Source organism: Blastococcus sp. SYSU DS1024, from assembly GCF_054050795.1.
In genome coordinates this window covers 115,715-132,889 of sequence record NZ_JBJHAA010000008.1, presented here as the reverse complement: position 1 = coordinate 132,889, position 17,175 = coordinate 115,715, and the positions used below count along the sequence as shown (strand labels likewise).

Genomic DNA, 17,175 nt, shown 5'->3' with positions numbered 1-17,175 from the left:
CTGTGCCCCGCCCTGCTCACAGGGGCGGGGCGCAGGAGTCCGTCCCGGCTCAGGCCTGGTTCGCGGTCTCGGTCTCCCAGCGCTCGCCGGTGACCAGGTAGCAGACCCGCCGGGCCACGCTGACCGCGTGATCGGCGAAGCGCTCGTAGTAGCGGCCCAGCAGCGTGATGTCGATGGCCGACTCGATGCCGTGCGGCCAGGTCTCGCTCAGCAGCTGGCGGAACAGGCCGCGGTGGATCTGGTCCATCGCGTCGTCGTCGGTCTCCAGCTCCCGTGCCGCCTCGATGTCCCGCTTCGCGATGACCGTCGCGGTCTTCGTGATGAGCAGCTCGGCCACGTTGCCTGCCTCCAGGAAGGCCGGCCGGACCTCCTGCGGCACCGCGTGGTCGGGGAAACGCATGCGCGCCACCTTGGCGATGTGCGCGGCGAGGTCGCCCATGCGCTCGAGGTCGGCGACGATCCGCATGGCCGTCGTGATGGTCCGCAGATCGCCGGCCACCGGCTGCTGGCGGGCGAGCAGCGTGAAGGTGCGCTGCTCGATGCTCTCCCGGGTGGCGTCGATCTGGTCGTCGCCGGCGATCACCAGGTCGGCCAGCGCGACGTCGGCGTCGAGGAGCGCCGTCGTGGCGGTGCTCATCTGCGATCCCACGGAGTTCGCCATCTCCACCAGGCAGGTGTTGATGTCGTCGAGTTCCTCGTGGTAACTGTCCCGCACGGTCGTCCTCTCGTCGTGAGTCACCGGCGACGGTAGGCGCGCCGGGGACCGTTCCGGCCGCTGTGAGGTGAACTCCGACCCTATCGCCGGTGAACACTGACCCGTCCGAGCGGTGAACCTCTTGCCGGATCATGGTGCCTGGCCCCGGCGCACCTAGCATCTGGGCCGTGAGTCCACTGGTCGCCCTGGTGGTCGGCCTCCTCCTGGGTGGGGTGGTGGCCGCCACCATCATCCTCCGTTCCCGTCCCGACCTGGGGCGCCGCCCCCTCGACGGGGCGGCCGTCGCGCTGCCCGAGGAGACGCTGGCGCGGCGGCTGGTGGAGCTGATGGACCCAGCGGTCGTGGTGGTGGGTCTCGACGACGCCGTGCTGCTGGCCAACCCGGCGGCCCGGGCGCTGGGCATCGTGCGGGGCACCCGCCTGCTGGTGCCCGAGCTGCTGACGCTCGCCCGGGCGGTCCGCGGCGGGGGCACCCGCCGCGCGGACGTCCGGCTCCCCGGCGATGTGGTCGGCGGGGGGCCGCGGCTGGTCGGGGTGCACGGCGTGCGCCTCGACGGCGGCACCGTGCCGACCCCCGGCCCGGTCGCGATGGTGCTCCAGGACGTCACCGAGGCGCGCCGGGTGGAGGCGGTGCGCCGCGACTTCGTCGCGAACGTGGGGCACGAGCTCAAGACGCCGGTGGGGGCGCTGGCCCTCCTCGCCGAGGCCATCGAGGGCGCGGCCGACGACCCCGAGGCGGTGCAGCGCTTCGCGGCCCGGATCACCCACGAGGCCGACCGGCTGGGCCGGCTGGTGCGGGAGCTGATCGACCTCTCCCGGCTGCAGGGCGGTGAGCCGCTGCCCGACCTGGTGCCCGTGGAGGTCGACCGGGTGCTCGGCGAGGCGGTCGACCGCACCCGCACCGCCGCCCGCGCCAAGGACCTGGAGATCGCGGTCGGTGGGCAACCGGGGCTGGTGGTGCGCGGGGTGGAGAGCCAGCTGGTCACCGCCGTGACCAACCTGCTGGCCAACGCCGTGGCCTACAGCGAGGGCAAGAGCCGGGTCGCCGTCGCGGCCCGGGCGCGGTCGGGGTTCGCGGAGATCGCCGTCACCGACAGCGGCATCGGCATCCCGCGCGCGGACCGCCACCGGGTGTTCGAGCGCTTCTACCGGGTGGACCAGTCCCGCGCCAGCAGCACCGGGGGGACCGGGCTGGGCCTGGCCATCGTCAAGCACGTCGCCAGCAACCACGGTGGTTCGGTGACCGTGTGGAGCGAGGAAGGGCTGGGCTCCACGTTCACCCTGCGCATCCCGCTCGCCGGTCCCACCGAGAACCCGGCGGCGGAGTCGTCCGTCCCCGCAACGCAGAAACTGGAGAGCGAGACCTCATGAGCCGTGTCCTGGTCGTCGAGGACGAGGAGTCCTTCTCCGACGCCCTGTCCTACATGCTGCGGCGGGAGGGGTTCGAGACCGTCGTGGCCGCCACCGGGCCCGACGCGCTGGCGGAGTACGACCGCGGTGGCGCCGACATCGTGCTGCTCGACCTGATGCTCCCCGGCCTCCCGGGCACCGAGGTCTGCCGGGCGCTGCGGGCCCGCGGCAACGTGCCGATCATCATGCTCACCGCGAAGGACGCCGAGATCGACAAGGTCGTCGGCCTGGAGCTCGGCGCCGACGACTACGTGACCAAGCCGTACTCGGCGCGCGAACTGGTCGCGCGCATCCGTGCGGTGCTGCGCCGCCGGGGCGAGGCCGCCGAGGCGGCCCCCGTCGAGGGCGGGGTGCTGGTCGCCGGGCCGGTCCGGATGGACGTCGAGCGGCACGTCGTCGCTGTCGACGGCGAGCAGGTCGCCCTTCCGCTGAAGGAGTTCGACCTGCTGGAGTTCCTGCTCCGCAACGCCGGCCGGGTGCTCACGCGCGCCCAGCTCATCGACCGGGTGTGGGGGTCGGACTACGTCGGCGACACCAAGACCCTCGATGTCCACGTGAAGCGGCTGCGGGCCAAGCTCGAGCCCGACCCCGCGAACCCGAAGTACCTGCTGACGGTGCGGGGTCTGGGCTACAAGCTCGAGGCATGAGGCCCCGTCCGGAGGCTCACCGCGAGCGGTGGAGGGGCGGGGGCCTTCCTCAGTTCTTGAGGTCGTCGATCTTCTTCGAGGCGTCGGCCTTCGAGATCTCCTCCGGGATCTCCTCGTCGGTGCCCCGGGCGAGCGTCTCGAGGTAGCTCTTCTGCGCGCCCGTCGCGGGCTCGTCACCGGTGACCCAGTCGTCCGGGTCCTTCTCGGTGGTCTGGTCTGCGGCGTTCGGTTCGCTCATGTGTTCGATGCTAGGCCGGGTGCAGCTCCCTCGCCTCCCGGACGGGTGCGGCGGCCCGGGCGGCCCGCACGGCCTCCCATCGGCGGCCGGTGCGGTACACGTGCACCGCACCGCAGGCGGGGCACTCGACGTGCAGCGCGATGTGCGTCGGGTGGTTGGTGACCGACCGGATCCGCCGGTCGGCGACCAGCTCGTCGGAGCGGGTGACGGGGCAGGTGATCAGCAGCATGGCGGAAGCCTGCGCCGGTCCGACCGGTGGGACGAGTGGCGGGACTGACCGGCATCGCGTCTTTTCTGCCATGATCTCCCCATGGCCAGCACCGCGCCCGCCGGCGCAGCCCCCGTCGTCGTCAGCGCGGTCGTGGCCGACGGGCTCGTCGGCAGCTTCGGGGTGGGGGTCGCCGCCGAGGTGTTCGGCTACGACCGCCGTGCCCTCGGCCTGCCCGTCTTCGACTTCGCGCTGGTCACAGAGCGGCCCGGCGTGCTCCGGACCGACACCGGCATCCCGATCGTCGTCGAGCACGGCCTCGACCGCCTGGAGCGCTCCGACATCGTGCTGATCACCGCCTGGGAGGTGTTCGAGGAGGACCCGTCGGCGGAGCTGCTGGACGCGCTCCGGGCCGCCGCCGCCCGCGGGGCGATCCTGGTGAGCCACTGCACCGGGGCCTTCGTGCTCGCCGCCGCCGGCCTGCTGGACGGCCGGCGGGTGACCACGCACTGGAAGTACGCCGGGGAGCTCGCCGCGCGGTTCCCCGCGCTCGACGTGGACCCCGCCGTCCTCTACGTCGACAACGGGCGGGTCATCACGGGTGCCGGGACGGCGGCCGGCGTCGACGCGCTGCTGCACCTGGTGCGCCGCGAGTGGGGCGCGACCGCGGCGAACGCGCTCGCCCGGGAGATGGTCGTCCCGCCGCACCGCGACGGCGGCCAGGCGCAGTTCATCGACGCCCCGGTCCCCGCCTGCTCCGACGACCTGCTGGGCGTCGTCCTGGAGTGGGCCGGTCGGCACCTGGCCGAGGACCTGTCGGTCGACGTCCTGGCCCGCCGGGCCCTGATGAGCCCGCGCAGCTTCGCCCGGCGGTTCAAGGCCACGACCGGGACGACGCCGCACGCCTGGGTGCTCGCGCAGCGGCTGGCCGCGGCCGAGGAACTGCTGGAGAACAGCGACGCACCCGTCGAGGAGGTCGCCCGGCTGGTGGGTTTCGGGACCGCCGCCGGGTTGCGCGAGCAGTTCGCTCGCCGGCGCGGGGTCTCCCCGCGCTCCTACCGGCAGACCTTCCGGACCGGCGGGGGGTCACGCGCCGGGGCGGCGCCGGTGCAGCTGGACGGGTACCGGCCCGGCGAGAGCCGGGCTGGCGGGGTGCGGGGCGATCAGGCCCTGGTCGAGCCGGAGCTCGGCCAGCCGGCGTAGCTCCTCGTAGGCCGGCGCCCCGAGCAGCGCCACCAGCTCCGCGGCGTAGGTCTCGACCAGCGGTTCGGGGGAGACGTGCGCCGTCGGCGAGCCGGTGCACCACCAGTGCAGGTCGTGACCGCCGGGCCCCCACCCGCGCCGGTCGAACTCGCCGATCGTCGAGACCAGCACCCGCGTCCCGTCGGGGCGGTCCACGTGCTCCTGCTCGCGGCGCACCGGCAGCTGCCAGCACACGTCCGGCTTGGTGGCGAGGGGGTGCAGGCCGGTGCGCAGCGCCATCCGGTGCAGCGCGCACCCCGTGCCACCGGAGAACCCCGGCCGGTTCAGGAAGACGCAGGCGCCGTCCACGACACGGGTCCGCAGCGACCGGGTGGCGTCGTCCTCGTCGTCGGCGTCGTCCTCCTCGGTCCACGCGCCCCGCCCGACCGGGGCGAGCTGCCAGTCCTCGTCGGTGAGGTCGGCGACCGCGGCGGTGACCCGGTGGAGGTCGTCCTCGTCGGTGAAGAAGGCCCCGTGGCTGCAGCAGCCGTCGTCCGCCCGACCCTCGACGACGCCCGCGCAGCCCCGGCCGAACACGCACGTCCACGCCGACGTCAGCCAGGTCAGGTCCGCCCGGACGACGTGCTCGGGGTCGGCGGGATCGGGGAACTCCACCCATTCGCGGGGGAAGTCCGGGTCGACCTCGTCGGGAGGCTCGTTCCGCACCGGGCCAGCCTAGAAGGACCCCCTGCCCCCGCTCCGCTCGCATGCTCGCGGTGGGGCCCCGCAGGGGGCCGTCCGGCAGAATCGCTCGCATGCGGTTGGGTGTGCTGGACGTCGGATCGAACACGGTGCACCTGCTGGTGGTGGACGCCCACCGCGGCGCGCACCCCACGCCCATGCACGACGACCGCTGGCTGCTGCGGCTCGCCGAGCAGATCGGCGACGACGGGCTGCTGTCCAAGGCGGGGGAGAAGGCGCTCCTGCGGGCGGTGCAGAACGCCTGCGACCAGGCCGAGAAGCAGGGCTGCGAGGAGCTGCTCGCGATGGTCACCTCCGCCATCCGCGACGCGGCCAACGGCCTCGAGGTGCTCGCCCGCATCCGCGAGCGGACCGGCGTCGAACTGCAGGTCCTGAGCGGTGAGGACGAGGCCCGGCTGACCTTCCTCGCCGTCCGCCGGTGGTTCGGCTGGAGCGCGGGGCGGCTGCTCATCTTCGACATCGGGGGCGGATCGCTCGAGCTGGCCAGCGGCGTCGACGAGGACCCGGACGTCGCCCTGTCCCTGCCGCTCGGTGCCGGTCGCATGACCCGGCGCTTCCTGCCCGAGGCGCAACGGGGCGGGCGGCCGGACCTGGCGGCGCTCGACGAGCTCGCCGCGTACGCCGACGGGCTGATCGAGCCGGCTGCGAGGAAGCTCCGCGGCGCCGGGGCGCCGGATCTGGTGGCGGCCACCAGCAAGACCTTCCGCACCCTCGCGCGCCTGACCGGTGCCGCCCCCTACTCGGCGGGGCTGCAGGTCCCGCGCGAGCTCACCGCCGACGGGCTGGGGCAGCTGGTCGGCTTCATCTCGCGGATCGAGAGCTCGGCGCTGGCCGAACTGCGGGGGGTCTCGCCCGATCGCGCGCACCAGGTTCCCGCCGGCGCCGTCGTGGCTGCCGCTACGCTGCGTGCGCTCGACGTACGGTGCGTGCGGATCTGTCCGTGGGCGCTGCGCGAGGGAGTCATCCTCCGCCGGCTGGACTCGTTGGGAGGGGCGTGATGGCCGAGCCGGACTGGAACCCGGACACGGGGGGTCGCTCGCTCGCCGAGATCCTGCGCGAGGCCGGGATCGAGTCCGCCGCCCGCACCGCCCGCCGTCGCCGTGCCGACGACGAGGACGACACCGGGATCCGCCAGCGCCGCGCCGACGCCGGTGCCGACCGCTCCGGGTACGGCCGGCGGCGCAGCGACATGCAGGACCAGGCGCCCGCCCCCGCCGCCCCCGCCGCGCCGGCCCGCGGGAGCCGGGCGGCCGGCCGGGCCGCCGATCCCGTGACCGCCGCGATCCCTGGCCTGCGGCCGGACCGCAAGCCGGGGGTCCCGCATCCTTCGGGTCCGGTGCCGCCGTTGCGGCGGTCCGCCGAGGCGGCCGGCGCGCAGCGCACCGCCACGCGCCGGCCCGCCCGCGACGCACCGGCCACCGAGGCCCCGCCCCGCGACGGCGTCGCCTCGACCGGGCCCATCCCGGTCGTGCGGGCCGGCGACCCGGACGCCGACCTCGACGCCACCCCGCGGGAGAGCGCGCTGGCCTGGCTCCGGTTCGCCGGCGAGCTGGTCATCGCGCTCGCGGCCGGGGTGGGCACCTACTTCGCGGCCACGGTGCTGTGGGAGATGATCCCGCACCTGGCGGTCTTCCTCGCCCCGCTCGCGGTCACCGGGCTGGTGAGCGGGGTCAACATCTGGCGGGAGCGCCAGGGCGCCGAACCGGTGGGCGCCCGGCTGCTCGCCGTCCTGGTGTTCGCCGGCACCCTGCTGACCATCGCCCCGGCGGCCACCCTCCTCGCGACGTCCTGACCGGCGGTCAAGCGTCGGCGGGCTCGGCGTCGCGCGAGGCCGCGAACTCGTCGACGATCGCCGCCCCGAACGCGTCCAGGTCGTCCGGCTTGCGGCTGGTGACCAGGTTCCCGTCGACCACGACCTCCTCGTCCACCCAGTTCGCGCCCGCGTTGCGCAGGTCGGTCTGCAGCGACGGCCAGGAGGTCATGCGCCGGCCGCGGACGACGTCGGCCTCGATCAGGACCCAGGGCGCGTGGCAGATCGCCGCCACCGGCTTCCCCGCCTCGAAGAAGGCCTTGACGAAGGTCACCGCGTCGGCGTCGGCGCGCACGAAGTCGCCGTTGATCACGCCGCCCGGCAGGACCAGCGCCGCGTAGTCGTCCGGATCCGCCGACCCGAGGTCGGTGTCCACCGTGCGGCGCTCGCCCTTGTCGATGTGGTCGTAGGCGGTGATCGTGCCGGTCGAGAACGAGACCAGCTCCGGTTCGGCACCGGCCTCCTCCAGCGCCTGCCAGGGCCGATCCAGCTCGACCTGCTCCACACCGTCGGTGGCCAGCACGGCCACCCTCATCCCGTCCAGTTCTCCTGCCATGCCGGCGGCGCTACCCGGCGCCCTGAGCCGGCACACGCCGGAGCACTACGGTTTCGGGCGTGCCCGTCCGTCCGCGCCGCCGCGGGTCGGCGGGTGCGTCTGGTCCGCGGCCGGTGGGCGGGCGCCGTGCCGGCGTTCGTCCGCTGCCCGGACGCCCTGACGGACGCGACGGGGAACCGGCCGTCGCGTCCGTCGATCCGCGCCTGATCGCCATCACCGGTGAGCGTGCGGCCTGGAACGGCCCGCGCCCGACAGCTGGGAGCACGTCATGCCCTGGGGAGAACCGATCGAGGACCAGCGCCGCCTGCCGGCCGCCGGTCGCGCAGTCCGCGCGCAGGTGACCGTCGCGGGCGGGCGGTCGTGACCGCCACCGGCCGCCGCGGCCTGGCGATCATCGGCGGCGGCAAGATCGGTGAGGCGCTGCTCTCGGGCCTGGTCCGGCGGGGCGGGGCCGACGGGATCCTGGTCGTCGAGCGCAGCGCCGGGCGCGCCGCGGAGCTGACCGGGCGCTACGGCGTGCCGGCGGTGTCGCTGGGCGAAGCCGCGGCCCGGGCGCGCGTGCTGCTCCTGGCGGTGAAGCCGCAGGACATCGACACGCTCCTCGGCCTGGTCGCCGAGCACGTCGACAGCGGGCACCTGGTCGTGTCGGTCGCCGCGGGGGTGCCCACCGCGCGGCTCGAGGCGGCGCTGCCGCCCGGCGTCCCGGTGGTGCGGGTGATGCCGAACACGCCGGCGCTCGTGGACGAGGGCATGAGCGTGCTGTCGGCCGGTGCGCACGCGGCTGAGGCGCACCTGGACGAGGCGGAGGCGCTGCTGGCCGCGGTCGGGCAGGTCCGCCGGGTGCCGGAGTCGCAGCAGGACGCCGTCACCGCGCTGTCGGGCAGCGGGCCGGCGTACTTCTTCTACCTGGTCGAGGCGATGGTGGACGCCGGCATCCTGCTGGGCCTGCCCCGCGCGCTGGCCGCGGACCTGATCGTGCAGACGGCGCTGGGCGCCGCGGTGATGATGCGCGACTCGGGGGAGCACCCCGTCCAGCTGCGCGAGGCGGTCTCCAGTCCGGGCGGCACGACCATCGCCGCGATCCGCGAGTTGGAGAAGCACGGCGTCCGCGCGGCGCTGATGGCCGCGATCGAGGCGGCGCACGCCCGTTCGGTGGAGCTGGGTGCCGACAAGTCCTGACGTCGACACGGCAGGACGCGGTGCCGGCGGCTTCCCGTGTCGACAGATCGACCGGACGGTGCGTGAGCGGGCGAACACGGTAGTGCACAAAAGTGCGGAAACGGGCGACGTTGCGTCACCGAGTTCTCACCGTGTCGCGAAACGCGCCGAAACGCGTGTGCACCGTGTTGCATAGGTGTAGTTCTGCCTAGGACGGACCGGTCCGCCTGTTCGTTTCAACCATCGCTTCTGTCACGCGCGCCCCCTTACTCTCAGTACCAGCGCGTGCGTGTTCAGTTGCCGGTGGGGAAGCCGGCGCCACGACACGAGCTAGGTTCCGGAGACGAAGACATGACCATGCCCCAGCGCCACGCCGCTCACGCTGCCGCCACCGTCGTCCGTCCGGGGATGCCCGTCCCCCGCCCGATGGGCCGTCCGATGACGGCCGCCGCGATGGGGCGCCCCGTGCCCGCCCAGCACCCGGCCGCCATGCCGATCGGTCGCCCGGCCGTCCCCGCCCCCCGCGCCGCCGTCACCTTCCTGACCGTCGCCGAGGTCGCCTCGATGATGCGCGTCTCCAAGATGACCGTGTACCGCCTGGTCCACGCCGGTGAGCTCGCCGCCGTGCGCGTCGGCCGCTCGTTCCGCGTGCCCGAGCGCGCCGTGCAGGACTACCTGCGCGACGCCTACACCGACATCGCGTGACGACAGCGTCGGGAGCATCGCAGCGAGGAACGAGCGAGGAGCGGACCGGCGCGCGGAGTCGCGCCGTCGGCCTCGCCTGAGAAGGACGCACCACGCCACTGCGGTGTCGCGACGAGTGGGGCCGGAGGCTCCCGCGAGGAGTGACGTGCCGGCTCCACCCGACGGGAGCCGGCACGTGGCCGCGGGGGTCGCCCGGAGGGCGACAGTGTCATCGCCCCGGCCCGGCTCGGGTACGCTCGGTCGCCGGGCGACACCGGGATGCGGTCCCGCTGTCGCGTGCGAGCTGATCATCTAGCGACGAAGTCGGGAGCACACACGTGGGTTCGGTCATCAAGAAGCGGCGCAAGCGGATGGCTAAGAAGAAGCACCGCAAGCTGCTGAAGAAGACGCGCGTCCAGCGCCGCAACAAGAAGTGAGCTGACGCTCGTGCCGCCCGCGGTCGTCCTCGTCACCGGCGTGAGCCGGTGGTTGGGCGGCGCGCTGGCGGCCGAGCTCGCCACCGATCCGCGCATCCAGCGGGTCATCGGCGTGGACACCGTCCCGCCCTCTCCGGCCATGCTGCGCCGGCTGGGCCGCACCGAGTTCGTGCGGGCCGACATCCGCAACCCGCTCATCGGCAAGGTCATCGCGGCGGCGTCCGTGGACACCGTCGTGCACATGAACATCAGCTCGACGCCCGCCGGCTCCGGTGGGCGGGTGCCGATGAAGGAGCTCAACGTCATCGGCACGATGCAGCTGCTCGCGGCCTGCCAGCGGGCGCCGTCGGTGCGCCGGTTCGTGCTGAAGTCGACCAGCGCCGTCTACGGCGCGTCCTCCCGTGATCCCGCCGTGTTCACCGAGGCGATGCAGGCCCGGCAGGTGCCCTCGGGCGGGTTCGCCAAGGACAGCGTCGACATCGAGGGCTACGTGCGCTCCTTCGGTCGCCGGCGTCCCGACGTCGACGTGGCCGTCCTGCGCTTCACCAACTTCATCGGTCCGCGCATCGACTCGCTGCTCACCGGCTTCCTGCGCATGCCGGTGGTGCCCACCGCCCTGGGTTACGACGCCCGCGTGCAGCTGCTGCACGAGGACGACGCGCTGGCGGTGCTCACCCGCGCCACCTCGGGCGACTTCGTCGGCACCGTGAACGTGGGCGGCGAGGGGACCCTGCTGCTCTCGCAGGCCATCCGTCGCCTCGGCCGCGTCGAGGTGCCGCTCCCCTCGCCGGCGCTGGGGTCGGTCGGGCGCCTCTCGCGCCGGTTCGGCTTCGTCGACTACTCCCCGGAGCAGATGCGGTTCCTCAACTTCGGTCGGGTGGTGGACACCACGGTGCTGCGCACCTCCTTCGGCTACACCCCTCGCTACAGCACGGCCGCGGCGCTCGCCGACTACGCGCGCACGGTGACCCCGCTCCTGGACCCGGCTGCCGTTCGGGCGGTCGGCGGGGGGCTGCGCTCGGTGCTGGGCCGCCTCGGCGACACCGCCTCGGCCGTCGAGCAGCGGTTGCGACCAGCCCCGCCGGCGCCGGGCCTCCGGGCGGTGCGCGATGCCTGAGGCCCGGGTCATCCGGCTGCGGCCCGACGAGGACGGGCCGTACGTGGCCGCGCCGCCGACGCCGCCGGGCTGGGAGGAGCAGGTCGTCGGCGGGGTCGACTTCCTGGAGCGGCGCCTCACCGGCGAGTACGAGACCGACGAGTTCGGCTTCGACCCCGACCTGGCCGATCACGTGCTGCTCCCGATGCTGCGCCCGCTGTTCCGGAAGTGGTTCCGCGTGGAGACGTTCGGCCTGGAGAACGTGCCGGCCGACAGCGGGGCGCTCGTGGTGGCCAACCACTCCGGCACGCTGCCGGTGGATGCGCTCATGACGACCGTGGCGCTGCACGACGAGCATCCGGCGAACCGCCGGTTCCGGCTGCTCGGTGCCGACCTGGTGTTCGAGCTGCCGGTCGTCGGCGCGCTCGCCCGCAAGTTCGGCGCCACCCTGGCGTGCAACGAGGACGCCGAGCGGCTGCTCACCAGCGGCGAGCTGGTGGGCGTCTTCCCGGAAGGCTTCAAGGGGATCGGGAAGCCGTTCCGGGAGCGGTACACGCTGCAGCGGTTCGGCCGGGGTGGCTTCGTGTCCGCCGCACTGCGCACCGGGGCGCCGATCATCCCGTGCGCGATCGTGGGCGCCGAGGAGATCTATCCGATGATCGGGAACGCCCGGACCGCGGCGCGGCTGCTGGGCCTGCCCTACGTCCCGGTCACCCCGACCTTCCCGCTGCTGGGCCCGCTGGGCCTGGTGCCGCTGCCCTCCAAGTGGCTGATCGCCTTCGGGGCGCCGATCGAGACGGCGTCCTACGGCCCGGCCGCGGCGGAGGACCCGATGCTGGTGTTCAACCTGACCGACCAGGTGCGGGAGACCATCCAGCACTCGCTCTACCAGCTGCTCCTGCGCCGCAGGGGGGTCTTCGCCAGGTGACCGGCGCGGTTCCCGATGGGGCCGTGGGTCACCAGGGCAGCTTGTTGCGGCGGCGCAGGGCGAGCGCGCCACCGACCAGCCCGCCGGAGAGCGCGGCCGCGGCCACCGTCGGCACGCCGATCTTCGCCGCCTTCCGCCCCGTGCGGAAGTCGCGGATGGTCCAGCCCCGGGCGCGGGCGACCGCCCGCAGCTCGGTGTCGGGGTTCACCGCGACCGCCGTGCCGGTGAGGGACAGCATCGGCAGGTCATTGGCCGAGTCGCTGTAGGCGGTGCAGCGGGAGAGGTCCAGACCTTCCCGCTCGGCGAGGGCCAGCACCGCCTCCGCCTTGGCCGGTCCGTGCATCAGCTCGCCGACCAGCCGCCCGGTGTAGCGGCCGTCGACGATCTCGGAGACCGTTCCGAGGGCGCCGGTCAGCCCGAGCCGGTGGGCGATGATCGACGCGAGCTCGACCGGGGTGGCCGTCACCAGCCACACCCGCTGACCGGCGTCGAGGTGCTTCTGCGCGAGACCGCGGGTGCCCGACCAGATGCGGTCGGCCATCAGCTCGTCGTAAATCTCCTCGCCGGCCTGCATGATCTCCGAGACCTCGCGGCCGGCGACGAAGGCGAGCGCGTTCTCGCGGATGGTGAGCATGTCGTCGGCGCTCTCGTTGCCGGCGATGCGGAACTTCGCCTGCTGCCAGGCGAAGCGGGCGATGTCGCGGCTGGTGAGGTACTTGCGGGCGGCGAGGCCGCGGGCGAACCAGAACAGCGAGGCGCCCATCATCATCGTGTTGTCGACGTCGAAGAACGCCGCTCCGGTGACGTCGGGCTCGACGGCCGTCGGGCCCGCGACCTCCGCCGCCGCTGCCGACGCCGCGCCGGCGACGTGGGCGCGGGTCTCCTCGGCGGACTGTGCGGCACGGCGACCGCGCACCGGCAGTCGCGGCACGGCGACCTCCCTCACTCGATCCGGCTCCGCTGCGCCGGGACTACGCCTGACGGCCCGGCACCGCCCTTGCGACCCTAGCCGGGCCGGTGGTCCGGGTCAGGTCGTGGTCAGCACTCGCCGATGGTGAGCAGCGGGGGCAGGCAGAGGTCCAGCGGACCGGGCAGCGGGACGTCGAGCACCGGTGGGGGCGCCGTCCGGGTCGTGCTGCCGCCGGTGCCGGTGCCGGGACCGCCGGGCAGCGGCAGGGTCGGCATCGACGGCCGAGGGCCGCCGGGCGTGGGCGTGGCGCCACCGGTGGGCGCGCTGCTCGGCACGGCGACCTGCGGTGTGCCCGCCGGAGCGCTACCGGGCGCGGACGGGACGGGCGGCGCGGCAGGATCGGCGGGCCCGGCCGACGGCGGGACGGCGGTGTCGGTGCCGGTTCCCGGCGGGACCGTGGCCGGGGACTCCTCGACCACCGCGGGCGGGGCGACGGTGCGGCAGAGGCCGGGCACCGGGCCGAGCGCGTCGTCCCCGACGACGGGGGGGCCCGCGGAGCACTGCAGCGCCGCGCGCAGCCCCTGGATCCGGGCGGTCAGCGCGCGCAGCAGGTCCGTGGACTCCCCGTAGGCCGGCGCGGCGGAGGCCGGGACGCCGTCCGACAGCATCGCGAGCCCGCCCGAGTGCGCCGCGGCCCAGCGGGCCAGGGTGTCCAGCGGCGCGGCATCGCGGAGCTCCACGGCGCGACCGGTGAGCCAGGTGGCCCCCTGGGCGGTGTGCTCGTCCATGGCTCGCAGGGTGCGCTGGACGAGCACCGGATCCCCGGCGCCGGCGAGGAGCGTGAGCTCCTCCAGGCGCGTGCTGGCCAGCTCCAGCAGGGTCTGGCCGCGGCTGTCGCCGGCGAGCGCCAGCTGGGTCTGCTCGGTGCCGCGCTTCAGGTCGTAGAGGGGGTCGCCCGGCTGTGCGCCGGCCGCCACGGCCACGAGCGCCGCCAGGCCGGTGACGCCCACCGCGGCGCCGGCGAGCCCTGCGGTCAGCCGCCCCCGCCACCGGGCCGGCGGGCGGTCCACCGCCCGGGCTGCGAGCAGCCGCCGGCGCAGCGAACGGGCAGCGGGCTGCGGGGTGCGGACGGCGGCCATCGCCACCAGTCGGGCGCGGGCGCGTGCCCGGTACTGCGGTTCGGGGTCGGTGTCGAGCTGCGCGGCGAGGGCCTCGAGGCGGGCGGCCAGCGCCGCCTCGGTTCCGGGCGCGGACGGGGGACCCGTCAGGGTCGAGCCGTCCTCGGGCCGCATCACCCGCCACCTCCCGTCCTCGCCTCGGCGCTCGTCCGCCTCCCGGCGAGGGTCCGCCGCCCCGTGTCCAACGAGGGAGCGCCCCGGCCGGTTACGGCCCGGCCCCGGGCCGCTGTCACCGCAGCCCGTCGGGGAGCAGGCTCGCCAGCCGCCGGACCGCCCGGTGCTGGAGCGCCTTGATCGCGCCGTCCTTCTTCCCCATGATCTCGGCAGTCTCGGAGACGGACAGACCGTGCAGGAAGCGCAGCACGATGCACTCCTGCTGCTCGCTCCCCAGCTGCCTCACGCACGCCAGGAGCTCCTCGTTGGTCAGGTGCTGCAGCACCGCGTCCTCGGGGCCGTCGGTCGCCCGGTCGGCGTCACGCATGTCCGCGGTGCTGACCTCCAGCCGGAACCGGCTGCTCTTCACCTGGTCGCGGATGATGTTGCGGGCGATCGTCACCAACCAGGCACCGACGTCACGACCCTGGAACGACAGCGAGTCGATGCGCCGCAGCGCCCGCACGAACGTCTCGCTGGTGACGTCCTCGGCCGTCGCCCGGTCGCCGACCCGGTGGTAGACGTACCGGTGCACCAGCGTCACGTAGTGGTCGTAGAGCCGCCCGAACGCCTCGGCGTCCCCGCCCTGGGCCCGGCGGACCAGTTCCCACACGTCGACGTCGCCGGCCGCCACGTGGCCGGGATCGGCGTCGGCGAGCTCCGCGACCACCTCCGTGGGGAGGGCCTCGGCGCCGTCGTCGTCCGGCTCCGCCGGAGGACCGGTGAGCGAGGCGAGGCCCCCGGGAGCCGGCAGCTCCTCGGTGCTCGCGCGGGGGAACGGTGTCGGACGCGCTCGGGACTCGGCGCCGGGCGGCCGCCCGGCGTCCAGGGGCTGCGGCATGCGGGCGTTCGACCTCCTCGTCGGCCCGCGGTGCCTGGACCGTCCCTCGTTCGCCACGCGCGCCGTGACGGTGCGCGTGGGCTGCGTCGCAGGCCCCATGGTGACAACATCGCCCCTGTCCGTCCACGGCAGCCCGCCCGGGCGCGTCCCTCGCGCGCGCCGGACGGGGCTGCGCCGCACCGACGACAGGAGATGTCCGTGTCCGAGGCAGGCACCTCGCTGGCCGCGCTCGTCCGCGCCGCCGCGCAGCGCGACCCCGACGCCCCGGCCGTGGTGAGCGGGGACCGCCGGCTCAGCTGGGGTGAGCTGGACGCGGCGGCGGACCGGGCGGCCGCGGGGTACGCCGACCGCGGGCTGACCGCCGGCGACCGCGTCGCCGTCCAGCTGCCGAACGGCCTGGACTGGCTGCGGGCGGTGCTGGGTGGTCTGCGCGCCGGGCTCGTCGTCGTCCCCGTGAACACCGCCTACACCGACCCGGAGCTCGAGCACGTCCTCACCGACTCGGGGGCCGCGCTCCTGGTGGCGCCCGGCGTGCGCGACCCGCTGGCCGGCGTGCCGGTCTGCCCCGGTCCGCCCGCGGCCGACGGCCCGGTGCCCGCCGTGCCCGACGACCCCGCCGCGCTGGCCTTCCTCTGCTACACCAGCGGGACCACCGGCCGCCCGCGCGGCGCGATGCTGACCTCGGGGGCGCTGCGCGCCAACCAGCAGCAGTGCCTGGACATGGCCTCGCCGCCGGTCCGCCCTGACGACCGGGTGCTGCTGGTGCTGCCCCTCTTCCACGTGTACGGCCTCAACGCGGGTTTCGGGCTGGTCGCGGCCACCGGGGCCTGCGCCGTCCTGCAGGAGACCTTCGACCCGCGCGCGTCGCTGGCGGTGATGGCCGAGGAGCGCGTCACCGCCGTGCCGGGTGCCCCGCCGATGTACCAGGCCTGGCTGGCCGCGGCCGACGCGGGCAACCTCGCGGACCCCGCCCACCCCGACGCCGACCTGCGCCGCGCCTTCGCGGCCGTGCGGGTGGCCTCCGCCGGAGCCGCGCCGCTGCCCGAGGAGGTCTGGACGGCGATGCGCGAGCGTGCCGGAGTCACCGTGTGGGAGGGCTACGGGCTCACCGAGGCCGCGCCCGTCGTGGCCAGCACCCTGGCCACCGGCCGGGCCAAGCCCGCGTGCATCGGCGGCCCGGTGCCGGGGCTGGAGCTGGAGCTGCGCGACACCGCGATCGCCGGCGCCCGCACCGTGGACCTGCCCGACGGCGGGGGAGCGGGCGCCGGTGCGGACGAGGACGCGGACGAGGCCGACGAGGGCCCCGGCGAGATCTGGGTGCGCGGGCCGAACCTCTTCGCCGGCTACTGGCCCGACGGGGCCGACGGACCGGACGCCGACGGCTGGCTCGGCACCGGCGACCTCGCGTACCGCGATGCCGACGGCGATCTCCACCTGGTCGACCGGCGCAGCGACCTGGTCCTCGTCAGCGGCTTCAACGTCTACCCGGCCGAGGTGGAGCGCGTCCTCGAGCAGCATCCCGCGGTCGCGGAGAGCGCGGTCATCGGCGTCCCCGACCCGCGCACCGGGGCGGCGGTGCAGGCCGTCGTCGTCCTGGAGCCGGGTGAACGGCTCGCGGCGGAGGAGCTGCAGCTGCACGCCGCGGAGTCGCTGGCGCGCTACAAGGTCCCCACGTCGGTGCACTTCCTCCCGTCGCTGCCGCACTCGCTCACCGGCAAGGTCAGCCGTGCCCGCCTTCGCGAGCTCGGCCTCACCGGCACCGACCCGGCGGCACCGGCCGACGAGGACACCGATGGCTGAGCGGCTGCAGCTGCTGGTGCGTGACGGCTGCCACCTCTGCCTGACCGCCGCCGAGCAGCTGGCCCCCATCGCGGCCCGCGCCGGCCTGGAGCCGGTCCGGGTGGACGTCGACGCCGACCCCGAGCTGCAGGCCGAGTACGGCGACCGGGTCCCGGTCCTGCTGCTCGACGGCCGGGAGCACTCTTACTTCACGCTCGACGTCCCCCGGCTGCGACGGGACCTCGGCCTGGGCTGAAGCGGCGCCGGCGGCCGCGCCCTCGCGGGTCCGGGGAGGGGGCGGAGCCGGGCCCCCCGTACGGGTGGCGGCAGGTCGGCGGTTATCGTGGCTTCCACCACACCTGTGACCCGATCGGTCCAGGTCAGCGGGCCGTCGCTGCGTCGGCAACTTTGTTCCTGCGTTCACAAGCGGTTACCGTGGCGGACGTGAGCGCGTCGAGCGCTCGCGTCCCCGATGTCGCAGCTC

General features: G+C 74.8%; 20 protein-coding genes. 12 read left to right on the top strand and 8 right to left on the bottom strand.

Annotated elements, in window-relative coordinates:
- Positions 1-49 precede the first annotated feature (49 nt).
- A complete protein-coding gene (gene phoU, locus ACI79S_RS09880) occupies positions 50-715 on the bottom strand; it encodes a phosphate signaling complex protein PhoU (RefSeq protein WP_456593252.1) in 666 nt (221 codons plus the stop codon).
- A 167-nt stretch (positions 716-882) separates the two neighbouring features.
- Between phoU and ACI79S_RS09875 the strand changes: the two genes are divergently transcribed.
- Positions 883-2,085 carry a sensor histidine kinase gene (locus ACI79S_RS09875; RefSeq protein WP_456593251.1) on the top strand — a complete coding sequence of 401 codons (1,203 nt, stop codon included), beginning with the start codon at positions 883-885 and terminating at the stop codon, positions 2,083-2,085.
- The gene (locus tag ACI79S_RS09870) at positions 2,082-2,771 is read left to right on the top strand and encodes a winged helix-turn-helix domain-containing protein (RefSeq protein WP_456593250.1); all 690 of its coding nucleotides are present in this window, start codon (positions 2,082-2,084) and stop codon (positions 2,769-2,771) included. Before ACI79S_RS09875 ends, ACI79S_RS09870 begins: the two co-directional genes overlap by 4 nt.
- 49 nt (positions 2,772-2,820) lie before the next feature.
- Here ACI79S_RS09870 and ACI79S_RS09865 read toward each other — a convergent pair whose 3' ends face one another.
- Both ACI79S_RS09865 and ACI79S_RS09860 read right to left on the bottom strand, forming a co-directional pair.
- The gene (locus ACI79S_RS09865) at positions 2,821-3,009 is read right to left on the bottom strand and encodes a DUF3072 domain-containing protein (RefSeq protein WP_456593249.1); all 189 of its coding nucleotides are present in this window, start codon (positions 3,007-3,009) and stop codon (positions 2,821-2,823) included.
- Positions 3,010-3,019: 10 nt separating this feature from the next.
- Positions 3,020-3,238, bottom strand: a complete 219-nt coding sequence (locus ACI79S_RS09860; protein WP_456593248.1) for a hypothetical protein — start codon at positions 3,236-3,238, stop codon at positions 3,020-3,022.
- Between the two features lie 81 nt (positions 3,239-3,319).
- Here ACI79S_RS09860 and ACI79S_RS09855 point away from each other — a divergent pair, with 81 nt between their 5' ends.
- A complete protein-coding gene (locus tag ACI79S_RS09855) occupies positions 3,320-4,420 on the top strand; it encodes a GlxA family transcriptional regulator (protein ID WP_456593247.1) in 1,101 nt (366 codons plus the stop codon).
- Here the strand turns inward: ACI79S_RS09855 and ACI79S_RS09850 are convergent.
- Positions 4,304-5,125, bottom strand: a complete 822-nt coding sequence (locus ACI79S_RS09850) for a hypothetical protein (protein WP_456593246.1) — start codon at positions 5,123-5,125, stop codon at positions 4,304-4,306. The two genes, ACI79S_RS09855 and ACI79S_RS09850, sit on opposite strands and share 117 nt — an antisense overlap.
- An 89-nt stretch (positions 5,126-5,214) precedes the next feature.
- Here ACI79S_RS09850 and ACI79S_RS09845 point away from each other — a divergent pair, with 89 nt between their 5' ends.
- Positions 5,215-6,159 (top strand): Ppx/GppA phosphatase family protein, encoded by a 945-nt coding sequence (locus ACI79S_RS09845; RefSeq protein ID WP_456593245.1) that lies wholly within the window; start codon positions 5,215-5,217, stop codon positions 6,157-6,159.
- Positions 6,159-6,953 carry a hypothetical protein gene (locus tag ACI79S_RS09840; RefSeq protein WP_456593244.1) on the top strand — a complete coding sequence of 265 codons (795 nt, stop codon included), beginning with the start codon at positions 6,159-6,161 and terminating at the stop codon, positions 6,951-6,953. Before ACI79S_RS09845 ends, ACI79S_RS09840 begins: the two co-directional genes overlap by 1 nt.
- 7 nt (positions 6,954-6,960) lie before the next feature.
- Here the strand turns inward: ACI79S_RS09840 and ACI79S_RS09835 are convergent, their stop codons facing one another.
- Positions 6,961-7,527 (bottom strand): type 1 glutamine amidotransferase domain-containing protein, encoded by a 567-nt coding sequence (locus ACI79S_RS09835; protein WP_456593243.1) that lies wholly within the window; start codon positions 7,525-7,527, stop codon positions 6,961-6,963.
- 360 nt (positions 7,528-7,887) lie between these two features.
- Here ACI79S_RS09835 and proC point away from each other — a divergent pair, with 360 nt between their 5' ends.
- From proC to ACI79S_RS09810, 5 genes are all read left to right on the top strand, one after another.
- A complete protein-coding gene (gene proC, locus ACI79S_RS09830; protein ID WP_456593242.1) occupies positions 7,888-8,706 on the top strand; it encodes a pyrroline-5-carboxylate reductase in 819 nt (272 codons plus the stop codon).
- A 330-nt stretch (positions 8,707-9,036) separates the two neighbouring features.
- Positions 9,037-9,390: a helix-turn-helix domain-containing protein gene (locus ACI79S_RS09825; protein WP_456589141.1), complete on the top strand. Its 354-nt coding sequence runs from the start codon at positions 9,037-9,039 to the stop codon at positions 9,388-9,390.
- Positions 9,391-9,707: 317 nt separating this feature from the next.
- The gene (locus ACI79S_RS09820; RefSeq protein ID WP_012854759.1) at positions 9,708-9,806 is read left to right on the top strand and encodes a 30S ribosomal protein bS22; all 99 of its coding nucleotides are present in this window, start codon (positions 9,708-9,710) and stop codon (positions 9,804-9,806) included.
- A gap of 10 nt (positions 9,807-9,816) precedes the next feature.
- A complete protein-coding gene (locus tag ACI79S_RS09815) occupies positions 9,817-10,923 on the top strand; it encodes an NAD-dependent epimerase/dehydratase family protein (RefSeq protein WP_456593241.1) in 1,107 nt (368 codons plus the stop codon).
- A complete protein-coding gene (locus ACI79S_RS09810) occupies positions 10,916-11,830 on the top strand; it encodes a lysophospholipid acyltransferase family protein (RefSeq protein WP_456593240.1) in 915 nt (304 codons plus the stop codon). Before ACI79S_RS09815 ends, ACI79S_RS09810 begins: the two co-directional genes overlap by 8 nt.
- Positions 11,831-11,858: 28 nt before the next feature.
- Here the strand turns inward: ACI79S_RS09810 and ACI79S_RS09805 are convergent, their stop codons facing one another.
- From ACI79S_RS09805 to ACI79S_RS09795, 3 genes are all read right to left on the bottom strand, one after another.
- Positions 11,859-12,761 carry an HAD family hydrolase gene (locus ACI79S_RS09805; RefSeq protein WP_456593239.1) on the bottom strand — a complete coding sequence of 301 codons (903 nt, stop codon included), beginning with the start codon at positions 12,759-12,761 and terminating at the stop codon, positions 11,859-11,861.
- A 107-nt stretch (positions 12,762-12,868) separates the two neighbouring features.
- Positions 12,869-14,032, bottom strand: coding sequence for a DUF5667 domain-containing protein (locus tag ACI79S_RS09800; protein WP_456593238.1), 1,164 nt, complete (start codon positions 14,030-14,032; stop codon positions 12,869-12,871).
- A 115-nt stretch (positions 14,033-14,147) separates the two neighbouring features.
- Positions 14,148-14,912, bottom strand: a complete 765-nt coding sequence (locus tag ACI79S_RS09795) for a sigma-70 family RNA polymerase sigma factor (protein WP_456593237.1) — start codon at positions 14,910-14,912, stop codon at positions 14,148-14,150.
- Between the two features lie 198 nt (positions 14,913-15,110).
- On the opposite strand from ACI79S_RS09795, the gene ACI79S_RS09790 reads away from it, so the two are divergent.
- Both ACI79S_RS09790 and ACI79S_RS09785 read left to right on the top strand, forming a co-directional pair.
- On the top strand, positions 15,111-16,712 hold the full coding sequence (locus ACI79S_RS09790) for an AMP-binding protein (RefSeq protein ID WP_456593236.1): 1,602 nt from the start codon (positions 15,111-15,113) through the stop codon (positions 16,710-16,712).
- Positions 16,705-16,947, top strand: a complete 243-nt coding sequence (locus ACI79S_RS09785; RefSeq protein WP_456593235.1) for a glutaredoxin family protein — start codon at positions 16,705-16,707, stop codon at positions 16,945-16,947. The genes ACI79S_RS09790 and ACI79S_RS09785 overlap by 8 nt, the downstream gene beginning before the upstream one ends.
- Positions 16,948-17,175 lie beyond the last annotated feature (228 nt).

What these genes read in the sequence shown, in the direction of transcription:
- ACI79S_RS09855 (WP_456593247.1), top strand. Translation starts at nt 3,320, where the DNA reads ATGGCCAGCACCGCGCCCGCCGGCGCAGCCCCCGTCGTCGTCAGCGCG.
- ACI79S_RS09825 (WP_456589141.1), top strand. Translation starts at nt 9,037, where the DNA reads ATGACCATGCCCCAGCGCCACGCCGCTCACGCTGCCGCCACCGTCGTC.
- ACI79S_RS09795 (WP_456593237.1), bottom strand. Translation starts at nt 14,912, where the DNA reads ATGCCGCAGCCCCTGGACGCCGGGCGGCCGCCCGGCGCCGAGTCCCGA.
- ACI79S_RS09840 (WP_456593244.1), top strand. Translation starts at nt 6,159, where the DNA reads ATGGCCGAGCCGGACTGGAACCCGGACACGGGGGGTCGCTCGCTCGCC.
- ACI79S_RS09865 (WP_456593249.1), bottom strand. Translation starts at nt 3,009, where the DNA reads ATGAGCGAACCGAACGCCGCAGACCAGACCACCGAGAAGGACCCGGAC.
- ACI79S_RS09860 (WP_456593248.1), bottom strand. Translation starts at nt 3,238, where the DNA reads ATGCTGCTGATCACCTGCCCCGTCACCCGCTCCGACGAGCTGGTCGCC.
- ACI79S_RS09845 (WP_456593245.1), top strand. Translation starts at nt 5,215, where the DNA reads ATGCGGTTGGGTGTGCTGGACGTCGGATCGAACACGGTGCACCTGCTG.
- ACI79S_RS09835 (WP_456593243.1), bottom strand. Translation starts at nt 7,527, where the DNA reads ATGGCAGGAGAACTGGACGGGATGAGGGTGGCCGTGCTGGCCACCGAC.
- ACI79S_RS09800 (WP_456593238.1), bottom strand. Translation starts at nt 14,032, where the DNA reads ATGCGGCCCGAGGACGGCTCGACCCTGACGGGTCCCCCGTCCGCGCCC.
- ACI79S_RS09785 (WP_456593235.1), top strand. Translation starts at nt 16,705, where the DNA reads ATGGCTGAGCGGCTGCAGCTGCTGGTGCGTGACGGCTGCCACCTCTGC.
- ACI79S_RS09810 (WP_456593240.1), top strand. Translation starts at nt 10,916, where the DNA reads ATGCCTGAGGCCCGGGTCATCCGGCTGCGGCCCGACGAGGACGGGCCG.
- ACI79S_RS09870 (WP_456593250.1), top strand. Translation starts at nt 2,082, where the DNA reads ATGAGCCGTGTCCTGGTCGTCGAGGACGAGGAGTCCTTCTCCGACGCC.